General features: G+C 67.5%; 16 protein-coding genes and 1 pseudogene. 11 read left to right on the top strand and 6 right to left on the bottom strand.

Annotation, left to right across the window (positions count from 1 at the left end):
- Positions 1-10: 10 nt before the first annotated feature.
- From IU452_RS00730 to IU452_RS00720, 3 genes are read right to left on the bottom strand one after another with little or no spacing between them, the layout of a single operon-like run.
- Positions 11-1381 carry a DUF2252 domain-containing protein gene (locus IU452_RS00730; RefSeq protein ID WP_195106903.1) on the bottom strand — a complete coding sequence of 457 codons (1371 nt, stop codon included), beginning with the start codon at positions 1379-1381 and terminating at the stop codon, positions 11-13.
- 59 nt (positions 1382-1440) lie between these two features.
- Positions 1441-1833, bottom strand: a complete 393-nt coding sequence (locus IU452_RS00725; protein WP_195106902.1) for a rhodanese-like domain-containing protein — start codon at positions 1831-1833, stop codon at positions 1441-1443.
- Positions 1834-1868: 35 nt separating this feature from the next.
- On the bottom strand, positions 1869-2393 hold the full coding sequence (locus tag IU452_RS00720) for a cysteine dioxygenase (protein ID WP_195106901.1): 525 nt from the start codon (positions 2391-2393) through the stop codon (positions 1869-1871).
- 183 nt (positions 2394-2576) lie between these two features.
- Here IU452_RS00720 and IU452_RS00715 point away from each other — a divergent pair.
- Both IU452_RS00715 and IU452_RS00710 read left to right on the top strand, forming a co-directional pair.
- Positions 2577-3556, top strand: a pseudogene (locus tag IU452_RS00715) (ABC transporter substrate-binding protein).
- A 1-nt stretch (position 3557) separates the two neighbouring features.
- The gene (locus IU452_RS00710; RefSeq protein ID WP_195106900.1) at positions 3558-5165 is read left to right on the top strand and encodes an ABC transporter substrate-binding protein; all 1608 of its coding nucleotides are present in this window, start codon (positions 3558-3560) and stop codon (positions 5163-5165) included.
- A gap of 3 nt (positions 5166-5168) precedes the next feature.
- Here IU452_RS00710 and IU452_RS00705 read toward each other — a convergent pair whose 3' ends face one another.
- Together IU452_RS00705 and IU452_RS00700 are read right to left on the bottom strand one after the other, a co-directional pair.
- The gene (locus tag IU452_RS00705; protein ID WP_195106899.1) at positions 5169-6233 is read right to left on the bottom strand and encodes an aminotransferase class V-fold PLP-dependent enzyme; all 1065 of its coding nucleotides are present in this window, start codon (positions 6231-6233) and stop codon (positions 5169-5171) included.
- 64 nt (positions 6234-6297) lie between these two features.
- On the bottom strand, positions 6298-7242 hold the full coding sequence (locus tag IU452_RS00700; protein WP_195106898.1) for an MBL fold metallo-hydrolase: 945 nt from the start codon (positions 7240-7242) through the stop codon (positions 6298-6300).
- Positions 7243-7289: 47 nt separating this feature from the next.
- Here IU452_RS00700 and IU452_RS00695 point away from each other — a divergent pair, with 47 nt between their 5' ends.
- From IU452_RS00695 to IU452_RS00665, 7 genes are all read left to right on the top strand, one after another.
- The gene (locus IU452_RS00695; protein ID WP_195106897.1) at positions 7290-7718 is read left to right on the top strand and encodes a MerR family transcriptional regulator; all 429 of its coding nucleotides are present in this window, start codon (positions 7290-7292) and stop codon (positions 7716-7718) included.
- A 384-nt stretch (positions 7719-8102) separates the two neighbouring features.
- Positions 8103-8894 carry a hypothetical protein gene (locus tag IU452_RS00690; protein ID WP_324192369.1) on the top strand — a complete coding sequence of 264 codons (792 nt, stop codon included), beginning with the start codon at positions 8103-8105 and terminating at the stop codon, positions 8892-8894.
- A 91-nt stretch (positions 8895-8985) separates the two neighbouring features.
- Positions 8986-9699 (top strand): SDR family NAD(P)-dependent oxidoreductase, encoded by a 714-nt coding sequence (locus IU452_RS00685; protein WP_195106896.1) that lies wholly within the window; start codon positions 8986-8988, stop codon positions 9697-9699.
- Between the two features lie 125 nt (positions 9700-9824).
- Positions 9825-11711 (top strand): elongation factor G, encoded by a 1887-nt coding sequence (locus IU452_RS00680; RefSeq protein ID WP_195106895.1) that lies wholly within the window; start codon positions 9825-9827, stop codon positions 11709-11711.
- A gap of 41 nt (positions 11712-11752) precedes the next feature.
- Positions 11753-12763: an isopenicillin N synthase family dioxygenase gene (locus IU452_RS00675; protein ID WP_195106894.1), complete on the top strand. Its 1011-nt coding sequence runs from the start codon at positions 11753-11755 to the stop codon at positions 12761-12763.
- An 18-nt stretch (positions 12764-12781) separates the two neighbouring features.
- Entirely contained in the window at positions 12782-13978 is a 1197-nt protein-coding gene (locus IU452_RS00670) for a GNAT family N-acetyltransferase (protein ID WP_195106893.1), read from the top strand.
- 99 nt (positions 13979-14077) lie between these two features.
- A complete protein-coding gene (locus IU452_RS00665) occupies positions 14078-15016 on the top strand; it encodes an NAD-dependent epimerase/dehydratase family protein (protein WP_195106892.1) in 939 nt (312 codons plus the stop codon).
- A gap of 2 nt (positions 15017-15018) precedes the next feature.
- Here IU452_RS00665 and IU452_RS00660 read toward each other — a convergent pair whose 3' ends face one another.
- Positions 15019-15540 (bottom strand): dihydrofolate reductase, encoded by a 522-nt coding sequence (locus tag IU452_RS00660; RefSeq protein WP_195106891.1) that lies wholly within the window; start codon positions 15538-15540, stop codon positions 15019-15021.
- A 468-nt stretch (positions 15541-16008) separates the two neighbouring features.
- On the opposite strand from IU452_RS00660, the gene IU452_RS00655 reads away from it, so the two are divergent.
- The gene (locus tag IU452_RS00655) at positions 16009-16899 is read left to right on the top strand and encodes a DMT family transporter (RefSeq protein WP_195106890.1); all 891 of its coding nucleotides are present in this window, start codon (positions 16009-16011) and stop codon (positions 16897-16899) included.
- 90 nt (positions 16900-16989) lie between these two features.
- The gene (locus IU452_RS00650) at positions 16990-17709 is read left to right on the top strand and encodes a methyltransferase domain-containing protein (protein WP_195106889.1); all 720 of its coding nucleotides are present in this window, start codon (positions 16990-16992) and stop codon (positions 17707-17709) included.
- Positions 17710-17867 lie beyond the last annotated feature (158 nt).

Below are 17867 nucleotides of genomic sequence, written 5' to 3'. Positions count from 1 at the left end.
CGGAAGGTCGTCACTCGTCGGCGGCGGTGATTCGGCCGGTGTCGATGGCGGTGAGCAGGTCCTGGTAGTCGGCGGCGGTCTGGTCGGCGTAGGCGAGAGCGAAGGCGGCTATGGCCTTGTCGAAGGCCTCGCCCGAGCCGAGGTAGGAGGCGATGGCTACCCGGTCGCCGGAGCGGGCGTGCCCGCGGGCCAGTGTGTGGCCGCACAGGCCCGCATATGTGCGCAGTTGTGCCGGGGACAGGTCGTCGATGGTCAACGAGCCCTTCATGTCTCGGAGTTGGCGGAAGTAGTAGAACAGGCCGTCCCCGCCGGTAGCCCAGCCCAGGAATATATCGCTCGCGGCCTGGATCAGGCGTTGACCGTGCACGACGCGATGGCCTTGGTTCCGGAAGATGCTGGGGCGCAGATAGGGTGCGAGGACCGATTCCTCGGCCTGCTTGATCTGTATGAACAGGGGATCGCCGACGGTCTTTCCGGTCAACAGGGCGACGAAGCAGCGGGTGCCGACGCTGCCGACGCCGACCACCTTGGAGGCGAAATCCCTGATCTCGTAGCGGTCCACCAGCACCCGCCGCTCCTCGGGCAGCGAGTTGCGGTAGTCGGAGATCACCCGATCGATCACCGGGCGTTCGATGTCCGGCATCGGCATCAGCAGCGGCGGATCGTGGCGAATGCAGGGCGCGCCGTCGGCGCCGGGCTCGGTCAATTTGTCCAGCGCCTGCAGACTGGTGCGGTTCTTCGCCTTGGTGATCGCCTTTTCGGCCTGCTTGCGATCGCGCGGGCGCAACACGTCGGCCGCTTGCTCGGCGTCGACCATCTCGTACCAGACCTCGGTTTCACCGAGTGCGGCCAGCCGGTTCATCGACTCCCGATACACGGTTGCGGCCTCCATCGCCGCCGCGGACGCATCGGAGTCGCTGTGCCCATTGGCGCGCGCCGACACCGCGATGCTGGCGGCCAACCGCTTGACATCCCATTCGAACGGCCCGGGCAGTGTTTCGTCGAAGTCGTTGAGGTCGAAGACCAGCGACCGCTCCGGCGAGGCGAACAGCCCGAAGTTCGACAGATGCGCATCCCCGCACAACTGAACGGTGAGCCCGGTATTCGGCCCGGCGGCGAGATCGGCGGCCATGATCGCGGGCGCACCCCGGAAGAAGGGGAAAGGACCGACTGCCATCCGCGCATACCGGATCGGCACCAACTCCGGCACCCGTGTGGCAGCTTGTCCCTCCAGCACCGCGATGGGATCGCGCCGATCCGCGGGCGCCTCCCACTGCCCCAGCGCCGATCGCGGCACCCGCTTGCGCACCGCCCGGCCCGCCTCGGCCGAGGCGAGGTCCGCCCCCCGGGCCGCTCTCACCCCGACGCTCGATGTCGCCATAGCTGGACTTTAGCTGGTGGAGATCTAGCGATGCTCGGTATCGGGCTGGCGGTGCTAACTCAGTCGACCGGCGGTGAACCGCCCGCGACCACCGGCAGGCCCGCGGCCTTCCAGGCTCGGAAGCCGCCGATGAGGTCGGTGGCGTGGGTGAGGCCGAGGTGCTGGGCGTCTGCGGCGGCGAGGCTGGAGGCATAGCCCTCGTTGCAGACGATGACCACCGGAGTGTCGGCGGTCAGGCCGGGAAGGCGGTGGTCGCCCGTCGGGTCCAAGCGCCATTCCAGCACGATTCGCTCGACGATCACCGAGCCCGGGATCTCGCCCTCGGCGGCGCGGTTCGCGTGCGGGCGGATGTCGACCACCAGGGCTCCGTCGGACTCCAGCGCCGCCGCCTGCTCCGGGTCCACCCGCAGCAGCCGCGCTCGGGCCTGCTCCAACCGCCGGTCGACACTCATCGCTGCCCTCTCGTACTCATGACCGTTCCGCCCGCTCATATTCCCGCGAAATCGCTCAGCGCGCGATATTCGCGGACCGGCCGCAGCGGCGGCGAGTACGCGTGCACCGAGGCGGCCGGTCGGCCGCTGGTGTTGCGCAGCTGGTGGGCGCGTTGCGGGCCGAAGGCCACCGTATCGCCGGTCGACCAGGTCGCGCTGCGCGGCTGACCGCCCGGATGCACGTAGTGCTCGCCGAGCTCGCCGATGGTCACGGTGAACGCGCCCGAGGCGCCGCCGTGGTCGTGCGGTTCGGTGCCCTGACCGGGCGCCCACGACAGCAACCACAGTTCCACGCCCATGGTCAGCGCCAACCGGGTCCACCACCGCTGCCGGTCGTCGAAGCGCACGATGTCCAGCAGCGGCGTGGCGAGGGCACCGGCCACCTCACTGGTCAGCTCGTGCAGCTGGGCCGCCGACCACAGCGTGCGCTCCGGGCGCACGGCCTCGTGTAACAGCGGCACATCGACACCGGGATGAATGTCCTTGGCGTGCTCGAGCTTCACCGGTAGTGACGTGGTCACCGTGCTCCTGACGGGTCGACTGGACAATTGGGTGCACCGCGGGGCCGCAGTGCGGCGATTTCCGAATTGTCCGCCCGCACCCGGCCCGTGCCACTGGCCACGATCAGCGTGAGCGTAATTCCGGACATTCCCGACCGCGGGGCCTACCGTCACGAAAGCCGTTCCGGATGTAAAGGAAGTCCCATGCTCTTCGCCCGCACCGGCCGCCGCCGACGTGCCCTCGCGCTGGCCGCAGCGCTCGTCACCACGGCCATGCTGGCCGCCTGCGGTGGCTCCGACGCGGGGGAGGAGGTGCGCACGGTGAACGGGCAGAGTTTCGATCTGTCGCCGCAGCAGGAGGGCCGGGTGCGGGCCGACAAGGTCGACGCCCTCGCCGCGAAGGTGCCGCAGGCCATCCGGGATCGGGGCACGCTGATCGTCACCGGCTCCGCCACATCCGGTGCGCCCCTGCGCTTCTACGCCACCGACGACCGCACGTTCGTGGGCTCGGAGGTGGATTTCGCCTACCTGATCGCCGACATCCTCGGCCTGAAGGTGGATCTGCGCTCGGCGGACTGGGCGCAGAATTTCGTGGGCATCGACTCCGGCGCGGTGGATGCCTTTCCAATGTGACGGTCACCGAGGAGCGCAAGGACAAATACGACTTCGCGACCTACCGGCTCGACACCATCGCGCTGGAGGTTCCGAAGGACGAAACCTGGACCTATACCGATCGGAAGTCGCTGGCGGGCAAGCGAATCGGCGTCGGCAGCGGCACCAACCAGGAGCAACTGCTGGTGCAATGGAACGACAAGAACGTCGCCGAGGGCCTGCCGAAGATCGATATCGCCTACTACCAGCAGTCCACCGACTACTACCTGGCCCTGGCCTCGCACCGCATCGACGGCTTCCTCGGCCCCAATCCGGTGGCCGTCTACCACTGCGCCACCAGCGGTCAGACCAAGATCGTCGCCACCTTCTCCGGTGCGGGCGATGCCCTGCAGGCCGAGATCGCCGTGCTCACCAAGAAGGACAACGGTTTGATCGGACCGGTCCAGGAGGCGCTGCAGTACGCCATCGACCACGGCACCTACCGGAAGGTCCTGGACCGCTGGGGCCTGCAGACCGAGGCGGTCACCCAGTCACGCCTCAACCCGCCGGGCCTGCCGCGGAAGGGTGCATGAGATGAGAAGCCTCATGGCCCTGCTGAGCGTCTGCGCCGCGGCAGCGACTCTCACAGCCTGCGGCGGCGTCGACATCACCTCCGGTGACCCGGCGGGCCCACCCCGGCCGGGCGGAACCCTGCGCTACGGGCTGTCCCTGGCACCTACCTGCTCGGATCCGGCGCAGTCGGGAACCAACCAAACCCTGTATGTCACAAGGCAGATCGTCGATTCGCTGACCGATCAGAACCCGGCGACCGGCGCGATCGAACCCTGGCTGGCCGAGAGCTGGCAGGTGAGCCCGGACGCGAAAAGCTTCACCTTCCGACTGCGGCCCGGAGTGACCTTCAGCGACGGGACACCACTCACGGCGCACTCGGTACAGAAGAACTTCGACGCCATCGTGCACACCCTCACCGGGGCGAAGGCACCGCTGGCGGCCAGCTATCTCGCGGGCTACACCGGTACCACGGTGGTCGATCCGCTGACCGCCCGCGTGGACTTCGATCACCCGAACGCCCAGTTCCTGCAGGCGGTTTCGACACCGCAGCTGGGCATTCTCGCCGAGGCGACGACGGCGAAACCGGCCGAGCAGCGCTGCCTCGGCGACGATATCGGCAGCGGGCCGTTCGTCTACGCCGACTACAAACAGGGCGCCTCGGCCACAGTGACTAAGCGCGCCGGATACCACTGGGGCTCAGCGGTTTTCGGGCATCATGGCGAGGCGTACCTGGATCGCATCGAATTCCGCGTCGTCCCGGAATCCGGGGTGCGGGCGGGCAGCCTGAGCTCGGGCCAGTTGGACGCGGTCAGTGACGCCCTGCCCCAGGACGCGCCGCAGATCGAGGCGACCGGCGGAAAGGTGCAAGTCACCTCGAATCCGGGAGTGCCCTTCGGTATTCAACCGAATCTGACCCGAGGGCCACTGCGCGATCCGGCCGTGCGCGCCGCCCTGCGACCGGCCATCGATCGCAAGGAACTCGTGGATACCGTCCTCGGCCCGCAGTTCGAGACAGCAACCAGCTCGCTCGCCTCGAAAATGCCTGCATACGTGGACCTTTCGGCACAGCTGGGTCACGACGCCGACGCCGCTCGCCGAATCCTGGATCAGGCCGGTTGGCTGCCCGGAAGCGACGGTATCCGGGTGAAGGACGGCATGCGGCTGTCGTTCGGGATCCTGTTCGGGCGCGTCTTCGCCGGTAATCAGGCCATCTTGGAGCTGGCCCAGCAGCAGCTACGCAAGGTCGGAATCGAGGTGCGACTGGAACCGGCCGCCGAGTCGGAGTATTCGGCCCGGCAGAGCAGCAGGAACTTCGACGCCCTCTACTACAACATCACCCGCGCCGACGGCGATATCCTGCGCACCACCTTCGGACTCGACGGTCAGAACTACAACGTGCGCGGCCCGATCCCGGACCTGGACCAGGCGCTGTCCGGCGAGCTGCAGACCGCGGACCCCGCCGCCCGCGCCCAGCTGATCGGCCGCGCCCAACAGCTGGTGCTCGACAACGGATTGTGGATACCCACCATCGAACTGTCCCAGGCGATCGGCGTGTCCGGTGCCGTCTCGGACCTGAAGTTCGAGGCCTCCGCCCGGCTCCAGTTCTTCGACACCTGGCTGCACCGGTAGGGGCTACCGCTGCTGAAATCCGAGCCCTGCCAAGGCCTTCAGGGTGCGTTCGACATCGTCGAGGCTGTTGTAGATGTGGAACGCGCAGCGCAGGCCTCCCCCTCGGGCGGTGGTGATCACCCCGGCTTCGGCCAGGCGATCGGCGGCTTCACCTGCGCCCGGAATGGTGACGATGGGGGAGCGGGCGGGGGCGGCGGGCAGGCCCACATCGGCGAGGCCGTCGCGGAAGTGGGTGGCGAGCGCGAGGTCGTGGGCTTGGATCGCGTCGACGGTCAGTTCCTCGATGAGCTGCAGACCGGCGAGCGCGGCGACCACGCCCAGCCAGTCCGGGCTGTGATCGAAGCGGCGCGCGGTGTCGGCCAAGCGTTGCGATGCATACATTTCCGCCCAGCGGTCGGCGGCCGCATACCAGCCAGGGGAGACGGGCCGGTTGGTATCGAGGGCATCGGGCTGCACCGCAAACAGACTCACGCTGCGCGCGCCGAGCAACCATTTGTAGGTGGCGCACACCCAGTAGTCGGCGTCGGCGAAATGCAGTGGCAGCCAGCCCGCAGCCTGGCTGGCGTCCAGCAGTAGCCGTGCTCCGTGCGCCCGGGTGACCGCCCGCAGTTCGGCGGGATCGATGGTCCGCCCGTCGGCGGACTGGGTCACGCTCACCGCCACCAGCGCGGTCTCCGCCCGCACCTCGGCGGCCAGGCGTTCCAGCGGCATGGTGCGCACGGTCAGGTCGCCGCGATACCGGAACGGATTGGTCACCGACGCGAAATCGCCCTCCGCCATCAGCACTTCGGCACCGGCCGGGAGTCCGGCCACGATCGGCGCGATGAGGGCGCTGACATTGTCGCCGATCGCGATGTCGTCGGGTGTGGCACCGCCGAGCAGCCGGGCGAATGCCGCTCGCAACTCGTTCACCTTGTCGTTGTGAGCATGCGGCGTAGCAAGGCCGGCCGCCCAGTCCTCGGTGACGGCACGCACGGCGGCGAGTCCGCGGGCGGGCGGCAGGCAGTAGGCCGCGGTGTTGAGATACACGGTGTCGGGGCGGAATTCGCCGGGTGCCAAGGGGTTCATGATCGCAGTGTCGTCTCGCGTGGGCGGGAGCGTCCATAGCCACCCGGCCCTCCCTGGACTGATTTCACGAGACCAGTTGCGCGCGATCGTCTTCGGCGCGCAGCGTCCGGGTGGCGTGGTGATCGTGAGTCGGGACGATCCGCACGGTGTGTCTGGCCAGGTGGAGACGGTGCAGGGTGTCGAATGTCCGGTCGCGATCGTGATCGGCGAAATTCCCCGGGTACGCGGATTTCTGCCGGATCCGGTCGATCTGCAGGCCGTGCCAGGCCGCGTCCCCGGCCAGCAGGATCCATCCGCGCGAGGTATGGGCGAGCACGCCGACGCTGCCGGGTGTGTGCCCCGCCAGGTCGACCAGCACGACGCTGCCGTCGCCGAACACATCATGGCTGGCGGTGAAGGTGAGCACCGGCGGACCGTCCAGCTCATAGTCGATCACCGGACGGTTGCGCAGCGAATCCCGCACACCGCCGACGGGAGCCGTGTGCCCGGCGAAGATCCACTCGCGTTCCCGTCGATGCAGATGAACCGGCAGGTCGGGCAGGTCGAGCAGGCCGCACACATGATCCCAGTGGGCGTGGGTGGGGAGCGCGAAGTCCAGTGTCGCCGGATCGGTCAGCGCGGTGATCGTGGCGATGGTCTTCGCGGGAGGTCGCACCGCGACCCGCAGCACGGTCGGCAGCTGGGCGATGGCGCGGCGCTCGGCATCGAGGCAGACGCTCGGGTCGACGATGAACCTCGCCTGCGGATGTTCGATCACGAACGAGGTCAGCGAGTTGTCGGTCCGCCGCGGTGTGAATACGCCCTCGACGACCGCCGGGGTGGGCACCGAGCGCGGCACCTGACTCAGCGCGGTCACGGTGACCGTGGTCTTCGCGGTGGGCAGCCCGGCGTCCACCACCGACCGCAGCAGCCGCTGATCGGGCCGTCGCGGGCGGATGAGGCCGCGGACGAAACCGACTGCTGCGCCGCAGCATTGGACCACGCTCGGACTGTGTACGGGATCGGTCATGGCGCTACCGTAAAACTTCACGTCGACATGAAGTAAAGTCCTGCGCTGTGACCGTGCGAGAGGGCATGAAGATCGGTGATGCGGCGGCGGCGCTCGGCATCGAGGCGCACGTTCTGCGGCATTGGGAATCGGTCGGCCTGCTCACGCCGCCGCGCAGCACGTCCGGCCACCGCGTGTACGACGAGCAGACCCTGAATCAGGCCCGCCTGGTCCGCACGTTGCAGCGGGCAGGCATGTCCCTGCCGCAGATTCGCCGGCTCGCCGCGGGCGATCGCGACGAGCGGATGGCGCTGATCGATGCGAAGCGCGCCGAGGTCCGGGATCAGCTGGCCCTGCTTCGTGCGATGGACCGGTTCCTCGGGCACATCGTCACCTGCACCCATCCGGTCATCGCCGAGTGCCCCGAGTGCGTGTCGTTCGCGGCTCGGCAGGGGTCGCCTGCGACATTTCATGGTCAGGTTCGCAAAGCTCGCTGACCGTCCTGAAACCGGCTGGAATGCAACCTATTCGATAACTTGATCTCCAAGAGATGCACTCTTGGTCTATAACTCGCCGTGCTTGCCTCAGTCCTATTCTGTCGGAAGAAATTTGGATTTTTCGTAGTGGCCCGGCGAGCTAGCATCAGAGGCCATAGTAGCGGCTCTTTCGAGCTTGCCGTTCACCATTGTGCCCCTACACGTCTCCTCCGAAGCGAGGTCCCCGTGAACCGTAAATACCTTCTGCCCGTTGCCATTACCTGTCTCGTCCTGTCGCTGGGGCCCGGTTCCGTCGCCGTGGCCGCTCCCGAGATCAGCGGCCAGCCCAGTGATTCGACAAGTGCCCCTTACTGTTACGAAGAACCTTCCAACCCCAACGCCGATGTGAGCGACCTGAAGGCCCGTTTCAACCGCTCGAACTGGATGCAGACCCTGCAGGCCATGTACAACCGCCGCTGGCCCAGCGGGGAGAAGTTGGCGATCGCTCAGGCCAGGGACCCGTACTGGGATCAGTTCGTGGACAAGAGCAGCTTCGAGGCGTTCGCCGAGTCGATGATGGTGGCCATCCACGAGGAAACCCATATGTGGGATCTCGATGGGTCCCGCACCGAATGGGATGTGCGCACCGCATCATGGATCAAGGCCGACCAGCAGATGCTGAATATACCGCTGCACGGCGGCTTTCCGCGCCGGGAGATCCTGCCGCTGATCACCGACCGGCTCAGCAATGATATGGACAACATCTACCTTCGGGACCGGGAGCAGGGCGCCTACCGCCTGCAGGGTGTGCTGACCGAGTTGAACGCCGGGCTGATGGGTTTGCCCGCGGTCACTGTCGTGCAGGAATACATCAAGGGCATCGGTGCGAGTAACTCCCGCGACATCGCGGCCACCAACCTGCGATATCTGCTGCTGTACCTGCGGGTCGCCAAGGATAAGCATCCCGACTACTGGGCCAAGATCAAGAACGAGCCCAAGCTGCGCGACCTGGTCCTGATCCAATTCCTGCGCACGGCCTACTGGTTGGAGAAGTCCGCGCCCTACACCGGCAAACTCGGTAGCCCGGACGCCGACAAGATCACCGCGAAGAACTACGCCCCGGAGAACATCGCGATCCTCGAGGAGTTCACCGGCCGCAAGGTGCGCGTCGACGCCCAGAAGAACTGCACTGCTTGAGATGAGGGAGCAGTGACATAACTTGAGTGGGGGCTCAACTTGACCTAGGCTCGGGGAAGTTGAGGCCCCACTCGAGTTTGGAGAGCGATTCATGGCCCCCACGCGTACAGCGGCGATCATCGGCGTCGGACCGGGCTTGGGCATGTCCATGGCCCGCCGCTTCGGCCGGGAAGGCTTCCGCATCGCGCTGGTCTCCCGCGGCAGCGACCGGCATCCCGCCTACCTGGCCGACCTTGCGGCACAAGGCATCGAGGCCACGGCCCATACCGCCGATGTGACCGACGTGGACGGCCTGGCCACCGTACTCGCGAAAATCGGCGACGTCGACCTCGCCTACTATGGCCCCGGCCCGACCACTCAGCAGATCGTCCCGATCACCGAAATAGACATCCCCACAGCACAATCGGCGTTCGACTGGGTGTGGCCCGCCGTCCAGGTCGCCGGTGCCGTCCTGCCCGGCATGCTGGACCGCGGCACCGGCGGCCTGATCTTCGCGGGCGGCCTGTCCAGCGTCCGCCCCCTCCCGATGCTGGGCCAGATCGCACTCGCCGCCGCGGCCCTGCGCAACTACGCCCTCACCCTGCACGCCGCCCTGGCCGACACCGGCGTCTACGCGGGCACCCTCACCATCGGCGGCTTGGTAGAACGCGGCGACATCCACGCCATGGTCACCGCCAACCCGGCGAAATACGGTGTCGCAGAGGACCATACCCTCAACCCCGACCAGCTCGCGGACGCCGCCTGGAACATGTACACCACCCGCACCCACCCCGAGGAAGTCTTCGACGCCCTGGGCCGAAAATAGGTTGCCCATCCCCGGCGTCGGTGTCAGCCTCCAGGTGAGACCACGAGCAGGAGGCACAATGCGCCGATTCTTCGAAACACCCCAGTTCCCCTATCGGACGGTGATTTTCGAGGACTCCGGCACATATGCAGACCCACCCGACCCTCACTATCGGCATTCTGGCCCATGTCGACGCGGGTAAGACCAGCCTGACCGAACGCCTGCTGTTCGACTGCGGCGCCATCGACTCGCTCGGCAGCGTCGACTCCGGTACCACCCGAACCGACACCGGCACGATCGAGCGTCAGCGCGGCATCACGGTGCGCCCGGCCGTCGTTTCGTTCACCGTCGGCAGCACCCAGGTCAACATCATCGATACCCCCGGCCACAGCGATTTCGTCGCCGAGGTGGACCGGGCCCTGGAAGTGCTCGATGCCGCCGTACTGGTGGTGTCGGCGGTGGAGGGCGTGCAGGCCCAGACGCGTGTGCTGATGCGCATCCTGCGGGATATGCGGCTACCGGTACTGATTTTCGTCAACAAGATCGATAGGCCGGGTGCCCGCGGCCACGGCCTCCTGCCCGAGATCCGGCGGCGGCTGGCACCGCACGCCTTCGTCGCGGACAGTGTGTCCCGCACCGAACTCACCGAATTGCTGGCCGATCTCGACGACACGCTACTGGAACGGATCGTGGCCGGTGTCGAACCGACAGCCGCGCAGCTGGAATCGGCGCTGGTCGATCAGGTCGGCCGAGGTGCCGTCCATCCGGTGTATTTCGGGTCGGCACGCACCGGCCAGGGCATCGACGCACTCCTACAGGGCATCACCTCGCTGCGGCCTCGCGGTCTCGCCGACACGGAACCGGACCGCCACAGGGCGAGCGGGATCGTATTCGCTGTCGAGCGCTCCCCGTCCGGCACCAAGACCGCCTATCTGCGGCTGTTTCGCGGCACGGTCGAGGCGCGCCGGGAGGTGACCCTGCATCGTCGCGAACACGACGGCGAGCTACGTCGTTACACGGGCCGGATAACCTCGCTGGAGGTCGTCGGTCGAACCGGTCCCGACGCCCGGCGACTGACCGCGGGCAATATCGGCAGGATCACCGGACCGACTCAGGTGCGAGTCGGAGACCGGCTCGGCGACGACGCCCCGGTGACCACCGATGCCGATCGGCGCTTTCCGATGCCTACCCTGCGGTCACTGGTCCGTCCCCGTCATGGATCGGCAGCCCGTCTGCACGCGGCTCTGCAGCAGATGGCCGAGCACGATCCACTGCTGCACGTGCGGGCCGAATCCGAGGGCGCCACATCGGTTTTGCTCTATGGGGAAATTCAGCGGCAGATCGTCGCGGCCACCCTCGCCGACGAGTTCGGCATAGACGCCGATTTCGAACCCAGCCAACCGATCTGCCTCGAACGGGTCGTCGGTGTCGGCGAGGCGTGCGAGGAGATGGGGCGGCGCGCGCCGAGCCCGAGCGGATTCTGGGCGACCGTCGGACTGCGCATCGAGCCCGCACCGGCGGATTCGGGGGTGAGTTTTCGTCACGAAACCGAGCTGGGCGCACTACCTCATGCATTCCATTGCGCTATCGAGGAATCCGTCCGCGGCACCTTGCGGCGCGGCCCCCGCGGCCGGACCGTCACCGACTGCCTCGTCACCCTCACCCGGTCCGGCTTCGCGGGACCTGTCACCACCGCGGCGGATTTCCGCGGTCTGACTCCACTCGTGCTGGAGCGCGCCCTGGACCGCGCGGGTACGCAGGTCTTCGAGCCCTGCCACGCCGTCGAGGTCGAGGTGCCTGCCGATGCGTTCGCGGCTGTCACCGCACTGCTGACCGGTCTCGGCGGCCGCCTCAGCCACACCGCGGCGAGCGATTCGGCATGGTGGATCGAAGCAGTGGTTCCCGCCCGTCACATTTACACCGCGCAGCAGCGTCTACCTGGCCTGACACGGGGAGAAGGCACCTGGTGGTCGCGACCGAGCGGCTATCTTCCGGCCGGTCGGGAAGCGGTTTCTTCTATTCATGGTGAGTAGAAGGGTGTCTCGTTCGGGCGGTTCGGCTCTACCATCCGCGCATGACCGCCCGCTTGCCGCTCATCGATATCTCGCGATTTCGCGGGTCCGCCGGGGAGCGGGCCGAATTTCTGGACGAGCTGCGTTACGCCGCCCATGAGGTGGGGTTCTTCTATGTGGTCGGGCATGGGGTTTCCGAGGCGTTGACCTCGGGGATCTTCGAGGTGGCGCGGCGGTTCTTCGGGTTGCCGCTCGAGCAGCGGCTCGAGATAGCGAATATTCATTCGCCGCAGTTCCGCGGGTACACCAGTACCGGGCACGAATACACCGCGGGCTCACCCGATCGGCGCGAGCAGCTCGACATCGGGCCGGAGCGTGAACCCGTCGAGCTCGCCCCCGGCGATCCGGCCTGGCTGCGGCTGATCGGGCCCAACCAGTGGCCGCGATCGCTGCCCGAACTGCGCGAGGTCACGCTGGCCTGGCAGGCCGAGGCGCTGCGGGTGAGTCGAGAAGTGTTGCGAGCCTTGGCCGTAGCGCTGGGGCAGGAGGAAGGATACTTCGACGCCTGGTTCGACGAGGAGGCGGCGGCGCATGTGAAGATCATCCACTATCCGGGCCGCGACACCGCGGACTCCGACCAAGGCGTCGGCGCACACAAGGATTACGGATATCTGGCCCTGCTGCAGCAGGACGAGGTCGGTGGTCTGCAGGTCCAAGGCCCGGACGGCTGGATCGACGCGGTACCCGTCGCGGGCAGCTTCGTCTTCAACATCGGTGAAATGCTCGAGATCGCCACCCAGGGGTATCTGACCGCGACCCGGCACCGGGTGGTGAGCCCGCCCGCCGGAGTGGACCGCTATTCGGTGCCCTTCTTCCTCGGGCCGCGCCTGGATGCGGTGGTCGAGCCGTTGGTGTTGCCGCCGGAACTGGCCGCCCGGGCGCGCGGGGTGAGCGAGGACGCCGACAACCCGCTGCTGGCGGCCTTCGGTGAGAATGCCTTGATCGGCTGGTTGCGCTCGCATCCGCAGGTGGCCGAACGCTGGTGGTCGGATGTGCTCGCGCAGCGGTCGTGAGCGCCGGACGGTGAGACGATGACTCTCGCGGTCGAGGTGCTGGTCGCCGACGACGAGATCCGCTGCGCCCATGAGGTTTTCCGGACCGCCATGGTCGGGCTGCCGCCGCTGCCGCCGGACGCGGACGGCTTGTGGGAGCCGGGCCGGGTGCTGGGCGCGCGCCTCGGTGGTGCCCTCGTCGGTACGGCGAATTCCTACACCGGTTGGCTGGTGGTGCCCGGCGGCGACCGGGTCTCGCATGCCGCCGTCACCCATGTCGGTGTGCTGCCGACCCATACTCGCCGCGGTGTGCTGACGGCCCTGCTGCGTCGCCAGCTGGCCGATATCGCCTCCCGCGGTGAGGTGGTGGCGACCTTGCGTGCCTCGCAGGGCGGCATCTACGAGCGGTTCGGTTACGGCGTGGCCACCTCGTTCGCCCGCCTCGACATCGACACACGCCGGGCCCGGCTGCGCGAGACCGTTCCCGCGTCCGGCCCGGTTCGATTGGTCGATTCGGAGACCGCGTGGGAGATCTTCGCCAAAATCTATGCCACCGCGAATGTTTCGTGTACCGGAGCAATCGACCGGCCTCAATACTGGTGGCGGCTGCAGGAACTGACACACGGGTCGGCGGGACACGCGGTGGTGCACGGGAACCCCGGCAGCGAGGACGGTTTCGCCCGGTACCGACCGCTGAGCACCGTGGAGTGGCCGCGCAGCTCCCAGCGCACGGTGGTAGTCGACGACCTGATCGCCACCACCCCGCATGCGTATGTGGGCCTGGTGCGCCATCTCTTGGCCGCCGACATCGTGGACAAGGTTGTCATTCCCGCTGTCGCGCCGGACAATCCGCTGCGTCAGCTGTTCACCGACCCGCGCGCGGTCACCGTGTCCGAGGTGCGCGACGAGACCTGGCTGCGGCTGATCGATGTCCTCGCGGCCCTGCGGCGCCGCACCTTCGGCCCGGGCGAGCCCGTGATAGTCGCGGTCACGGACCCGATCCTGGCCGCGAACACCGGGACCTATCGCGTATCCGCCGAGGGTGTCACCCGCACCGACGCACCCGCCGACCTCACCGCCGACGTCTCCGCCCTCGCCACCGTCTACCTCGGCGGGTCCAGCTGGCACCACCTCGCCCTGGCAGGCCGCGTCACCGAACATCACGCCGGTGCCCTCGACCGCGCCGACGCGCTGTTCGCCACTCGCACACAGCCGTTCAGCGGCACCTGGTTCTGACGAATCCGCACCCGGCGGGGGAGCAAGGTTCCGGCTCGTATGCGCCGCGGCCTGACACAATGTAGGGGCAGGCAGTCGGGCAATCGGGGAGCCGAATCGATGAAAGTCGTTGTGGCAGGGGCAACCGGCGCGATCGGGCGGCCGTTGGTGGCGCGGCTGCGCGCGGCCGGGCACGAGGTGGTGGGCTTGGCCCGTACCCCGCGCGGTGCCCTGCAGCTGACCGAGGCGGGCGCACGACCGGTGATCGCGGACGTGCTGGATCGCACCGCGCTGCTCCGCGCGGTGGACGGCATCCGCGCGGACGCGGTGATACATGAGCTGACCGCCTATCGGCTGGGGCCTCCGACGCACTATCACAGCCCGGGCCTGCGCCGCACCAATATCTTGCGCACCACCGGCACCCGGCATCTGCTGGATCTGGCGAAATCCGTTGGGGCGACCCGATTTCTCACCCAGTCGCTGGTCTCCGGCTACGGCCTGCGCGACCACGGCCTCGACCCGGTGACCGAGGACAGCCCGTTCGGCCGGCCGCAGGGCGATAGGGCCGACGACTCGATCGAGGCGCTGCGCCTGGCCGAACAACAGCCGTGGGACGAGCCCGGACTCGACGCGATCGCCCTGCGGTACGGACTGTTCTACGGACCGGGCGCCTCGGATCTGTACGTGCGGGCGCTGAAACTACGGCTGCTGCCGGTGCCCGCCGGTGGCACCGGATTCTGTGGCTGGCTGTACGTGGACGACGCCGCCGAGGCCACGGTGGCCGCCCTCGAACGCGGGCGCGGCGGCCAGGCCTACAACATCGTCGACGACGAACCCGCCCGCTGGGAGGACGTTTTCGACGCGCTCGCCGCCGCCGTCGGCGCTCGCCGCCCCCGCCGGATACCCGCCCGGCTGTTCCGGATCGCCGCCCCGCTGGCCGCGAAGCAGATGCTCGACATGTCGCTGCGCGTCTCCAACGCCAAGGCCAAATCCGAACTGCGCTGGTACGTTTCGCGACACAGTTACCGTGAGGGCGCGGCGACGCTGCGTGGGCGGTAGCGCTACTTGCGGGCGTAGCTGCGCAGGACGTAGGTATCGCGCCCGTTGGACGAGCGCTTCGAGCCGATGGTGTAGGTCATCATGAAGTCCTCGGCGGGGATCTTCGGGGCGAGGACGTCGCCGTCGGTCTTCGTCTCCACCTCGGTCACCGCGATGACCGTCGCATAGCCGATGGCCTCGCGCAGGATCTCGCCGCCACCGACGACCCACACCTCCTCCGGGTCGGTCAGCGCCAGGGCCTCTTCGACGGATCCGGCCCGTTCGGCGCCCTGGGCGAACCAGTCCGGATCGTGCGTGACGACGATGGTGCGATGCCCGGGTAGCGTCCCGAACAGCTCCGGGTGCGCGTCCCAGGTCTTGCGCCCCATGATCAGGGTGCGGCCGGAGATCGTGTCGAGGAGATACGCCTGATACTCCGGGATATCCCACGGTATCCGGCCGTTCGCGCCGATGACGCGGCCGGGGGTCTGTGCCCAGATCAGGCCGATCGTCCGCTTACTGGTTTCGATCAACTCCGAGCTCATGCACCCAGGATAGTAGGTAGCTACCGGCGCTAACTTTCTCGATCGTTGCGAGAACGGACGTCGTGCTCTAGATCACATCCCTTTGCTACGCCAGAGATCCGGCATCTTCACAGCATTTTCCCAGGTTAACGCCCGATTCGACGCTTTCGTCCGTTAGGTCGCTGCCGGTCCTACCAGCGTCAGTGTGGATTGCTATGTGATTGCTAGATCCCTGCGGGTACGTCCGCTTGGGTCGGCTCCCGCTTCTACGTAACCGCCTCTGAAGGCGGATCTGCGGAGAGAAAACGATTTCCCGCAGGAAAGTACTTCCGATTGGAATTTAATTCGACAGATCCCTACTCGCTTCGGTCACCCCGGCGATCGTCGCTCATAACCGGCTTGTGCTGCCCCGGTTTTCCGGGGCACGGAGGTGTCGGACCGCTCTGTCATCGTGATCGCTGTGCATAGATTCATACGGAAGGGCGGGCGATGACCCGGCGAGGGTGGGCGCTGTTCGTATCACTCGGTGTCATCTGGGGCGTGCCCTACGCGATGATCCGGATCGCCGTGCGCGACTTCGATCCGGTGGTCGTCGCGGGCGGACGGGTCGGCATCGCCGCCCTGCTGCTGTTGCCCATCGCGCTGTACACCAAATCGCTGGGTCCGGTGCTGCGCCGCTGGCCGTGGCTGCTGGCCTACACGCTGGTCGAGATCAGCGGCCCCTGGTTTCTGCTGGCGCATGCCGAGACGACATTGAACAGCTCCACCGTGGGTCTGCTGGTCGCCACGGTGCCCCTGGTCGCGATGGTCCTGCTCGCGGTGCTCGGCCATGACGCCTTCGATCGCCGCCGCGTCGTCGGCCTGCTGATCGGGCTGGGCGGGGTGGTGGGCATGGTCGGCCTGGACATCGATCTGTCGGACTACGGCGCACTCGCAGCCGTGGGCTGTACCGCCGTCGGGTATGCGATAGGGCCGATCATCGTCAATCGCCGGCTCGCCGATCTGCCGCCCATGGGTGTGGTCACCGCGTCGCTGCTGGTGGCCACGGCGGGCTATGCGCCGTTCGTGGCGTGGCGATGGCCCGAGCGGATCACGGCCGCGGCCGGGTGGTCGGTGCTGGGGCTGGCCGTACTCTGCACGGCAGTGGCCTTTCTCGTGTTCTTCGCCCTGATCGGCGAGGTCGGCCCGGCGCGCACGACGGTGATCACCTACCTCAACCCCGCGGTCGCGCTGCTGATCGGCGTGGCCCTGCTCGACGAGCCGTTGACCGCCGGGATGGCGATCGGATTCCCGCTGGTCATCCTCGGATCGGTGCTCGCCACGGCCCGCACTCGCACCCGGGTCGCCAGCGAACCGCAGCCGGTGGACACGATGAGCTGATCGGCCACGGCACGCGCAGCCTCCGATTCGAGCGCACACGCTCGGGTATCCGGCACCTGGCTATCCGAGCGAAGGTACGAGGAGGGTGTGATGACGGTGCCGTTCACCGAGATGTCGCCGCGGCGATGGCAATTGCGCGACGAGCAGTTGACTGCCGCGGTGCACGAGCTGATGCGCCACGACCAGCGCCTGCGCGGCACCGAGGTGGCCGTCGAGTTCCGGCGCGGGGTGGCGCATCTGACCGGCGCGGTGGACGGGCCGCAGCGGCTGGACACCGTGCGCGAGCTGATCGGCCACCTCGCCGGCGTGCTGGCGGTCTGGGATCGCGTGCGGGTCAACGGAGATCGACCGCGGATCCTCGACGTCGGCTGCGGTGGTATGAAGCAGTACCCGGACAATATCGGATTGGATATGCGTCCGGCGCCCGGTGTCGATGTCGTAGCGGATTTACGAAATGGAATTCCATTCGCAGACAATTCTTTCGATCGAGTATTTGCCGTTCATGTGCTGGAGCATTTAGCCGATTTCCTTCCGTTGGTCGACGAGTGCCATCGGGTGCTGCGTCCGGGTGGGGTGCTGCATGTGCTTTCGCCCTGGTGGCGCTACGTGAACGCGGTCGCCGACCCTACCCACCTGCGGCTGCTGGACGTGCAGACCTTCAAGGGGATCTGCGCGCGGCCGGACAGCGACCGGCGCTGGTACCCGCTGCATGCGGGCTGCGACGGCGCCAGCGTCTTCGCTGATCTGCGGCCGCTGGAGCCGGGTATGCCGGGGCCGTCGGACCTGCAGCTGGCCCGCTTCTTCGACTGAGGGTCTCGCGGAATCGGACAAATCGGGCCCGTGGTGAGCAAGGTCACCACGGGCGTCGCCGTGCCCGGATCCCGCGCCTTCGGTGGGGCCGATTCTTCCGCTCTGAAATGGGCTTTTACGCCCTATTTGCGGTATGCATCGGAATGCTACGAGAACGT

It is taken from the genome of Nocardia transvalensis (genome assembly GCF_015477765.1).
GTDB classification, from domain to species: Bacteria; Actinomycetota; Actinomycetes; order Mycobacteriales; family Mycobacteriaceae; genus Nocardia; species Nocardia transvalensis_A.
Note: the sequence above shows the minus strand (reverse complement) of the source record. Positions and strands in the feature narration are given on the sequence as shown.

What these genes read in the sequence shown, in the direction of transcription:
- IU452_RS00730 (WP_195106903.1), bottom strand. Translation starts at nt 1,381, where the DNA reads ATGGCGACATCGAGCGTCGGGGTGAGAGCGGCCCGGGGGGCGGACCTC.
- IU452_RS00725 (WP_195106902.1), bottom strand. Translation starts at nt 1,833, where the DNA reads ATGAGTGTCGACCGGCGGTTGGAGCAGGCCCGAGCGCGGCTGCTGCGG.
- IU452_RS00710 (WP_195106900.1), top strand. Translation starts at nt 3,558, where the DNA reads ATGAGAAGCCTCATGGCCCTGCTGAGCGTCTGCGCCGCGGCAGCGACT.
- IU452_RS00705 (WP_195106899.1), bottom strand. Translation starts at nt 6,233, where the DNA reads ATGAACCCCTTGGCACCCGGCGAATTCCGCCCCGACACCGTGTATCTC.
- IU452_RS00700 (WP_195106898.1), bottom strand. Translation starts at nt 7,242, where the DNA reads ATGACCGATCCCGTACACAGTCCGAGCGTGGTCCAATGCTGCGGCGCA.
- IU452_RS00685 (WP_195106896.1), top strand. Translation starts at nt 8,986, where the DNA reads ATGGCCCCCACGCGTACAGCGGCGATCATCGGCGTCGGACCGGGCTTG.
- IU452_RS00680 (WP_195106895.1), top strand. Translation starts at nt 9,825, where the DNA reads ATGCAGACCCACCCGACCCTCACTATCGGCATTCTGGCCCATGTCGAC.
- IU452_RS00675 (WP_195106894.1), top strand. Translation starts at nt 11,753, where the DNA reads ATGACCGCCCGCTTGCCGCTCATCGATATCTCGCGATTTCGCGGGTCC.
- IU452_RS00670 (WP_195106893.1), top strand. Translation starts at nt 12,782, where the DNA reads ATGACTCTCGCGGTCGAGGTGCTGGTCGCCGACGACGAGATCCGCTGC.
- IU452_RS00665 (WP_195106892.1), top strand. Translation starts at nt 14,078, where the DNA reads ATGAAAGTCGTTGTGGCAGGGGCAACCGGCGCGATCGGGCGGCCGTTG.
- IU452_RS00660 (WP_195106891.1), bottom strand. Translation starts at nt 15,540, where the DNA reads ATGAGCTCGGAGTTGATCGAAACCAGTAAGCGGACGATCGGCCTGATC.
- IU452_RS00655 (WP_195106890.1), top strand. Translation starts at nt 16,009, where the DNA reads ATGACCCGGCGAGGGTGGGCGCTGTTCGTATCACTCGGTGTCATCTGG.
- IU452_RS00650 (WP_195106889.1), top strand. Translation starts at nt 16,990, where the DNA reads ATGACGGTGCCGTTCACCGAGATGTCGCCGCGGCGATGGCAATTGCGC.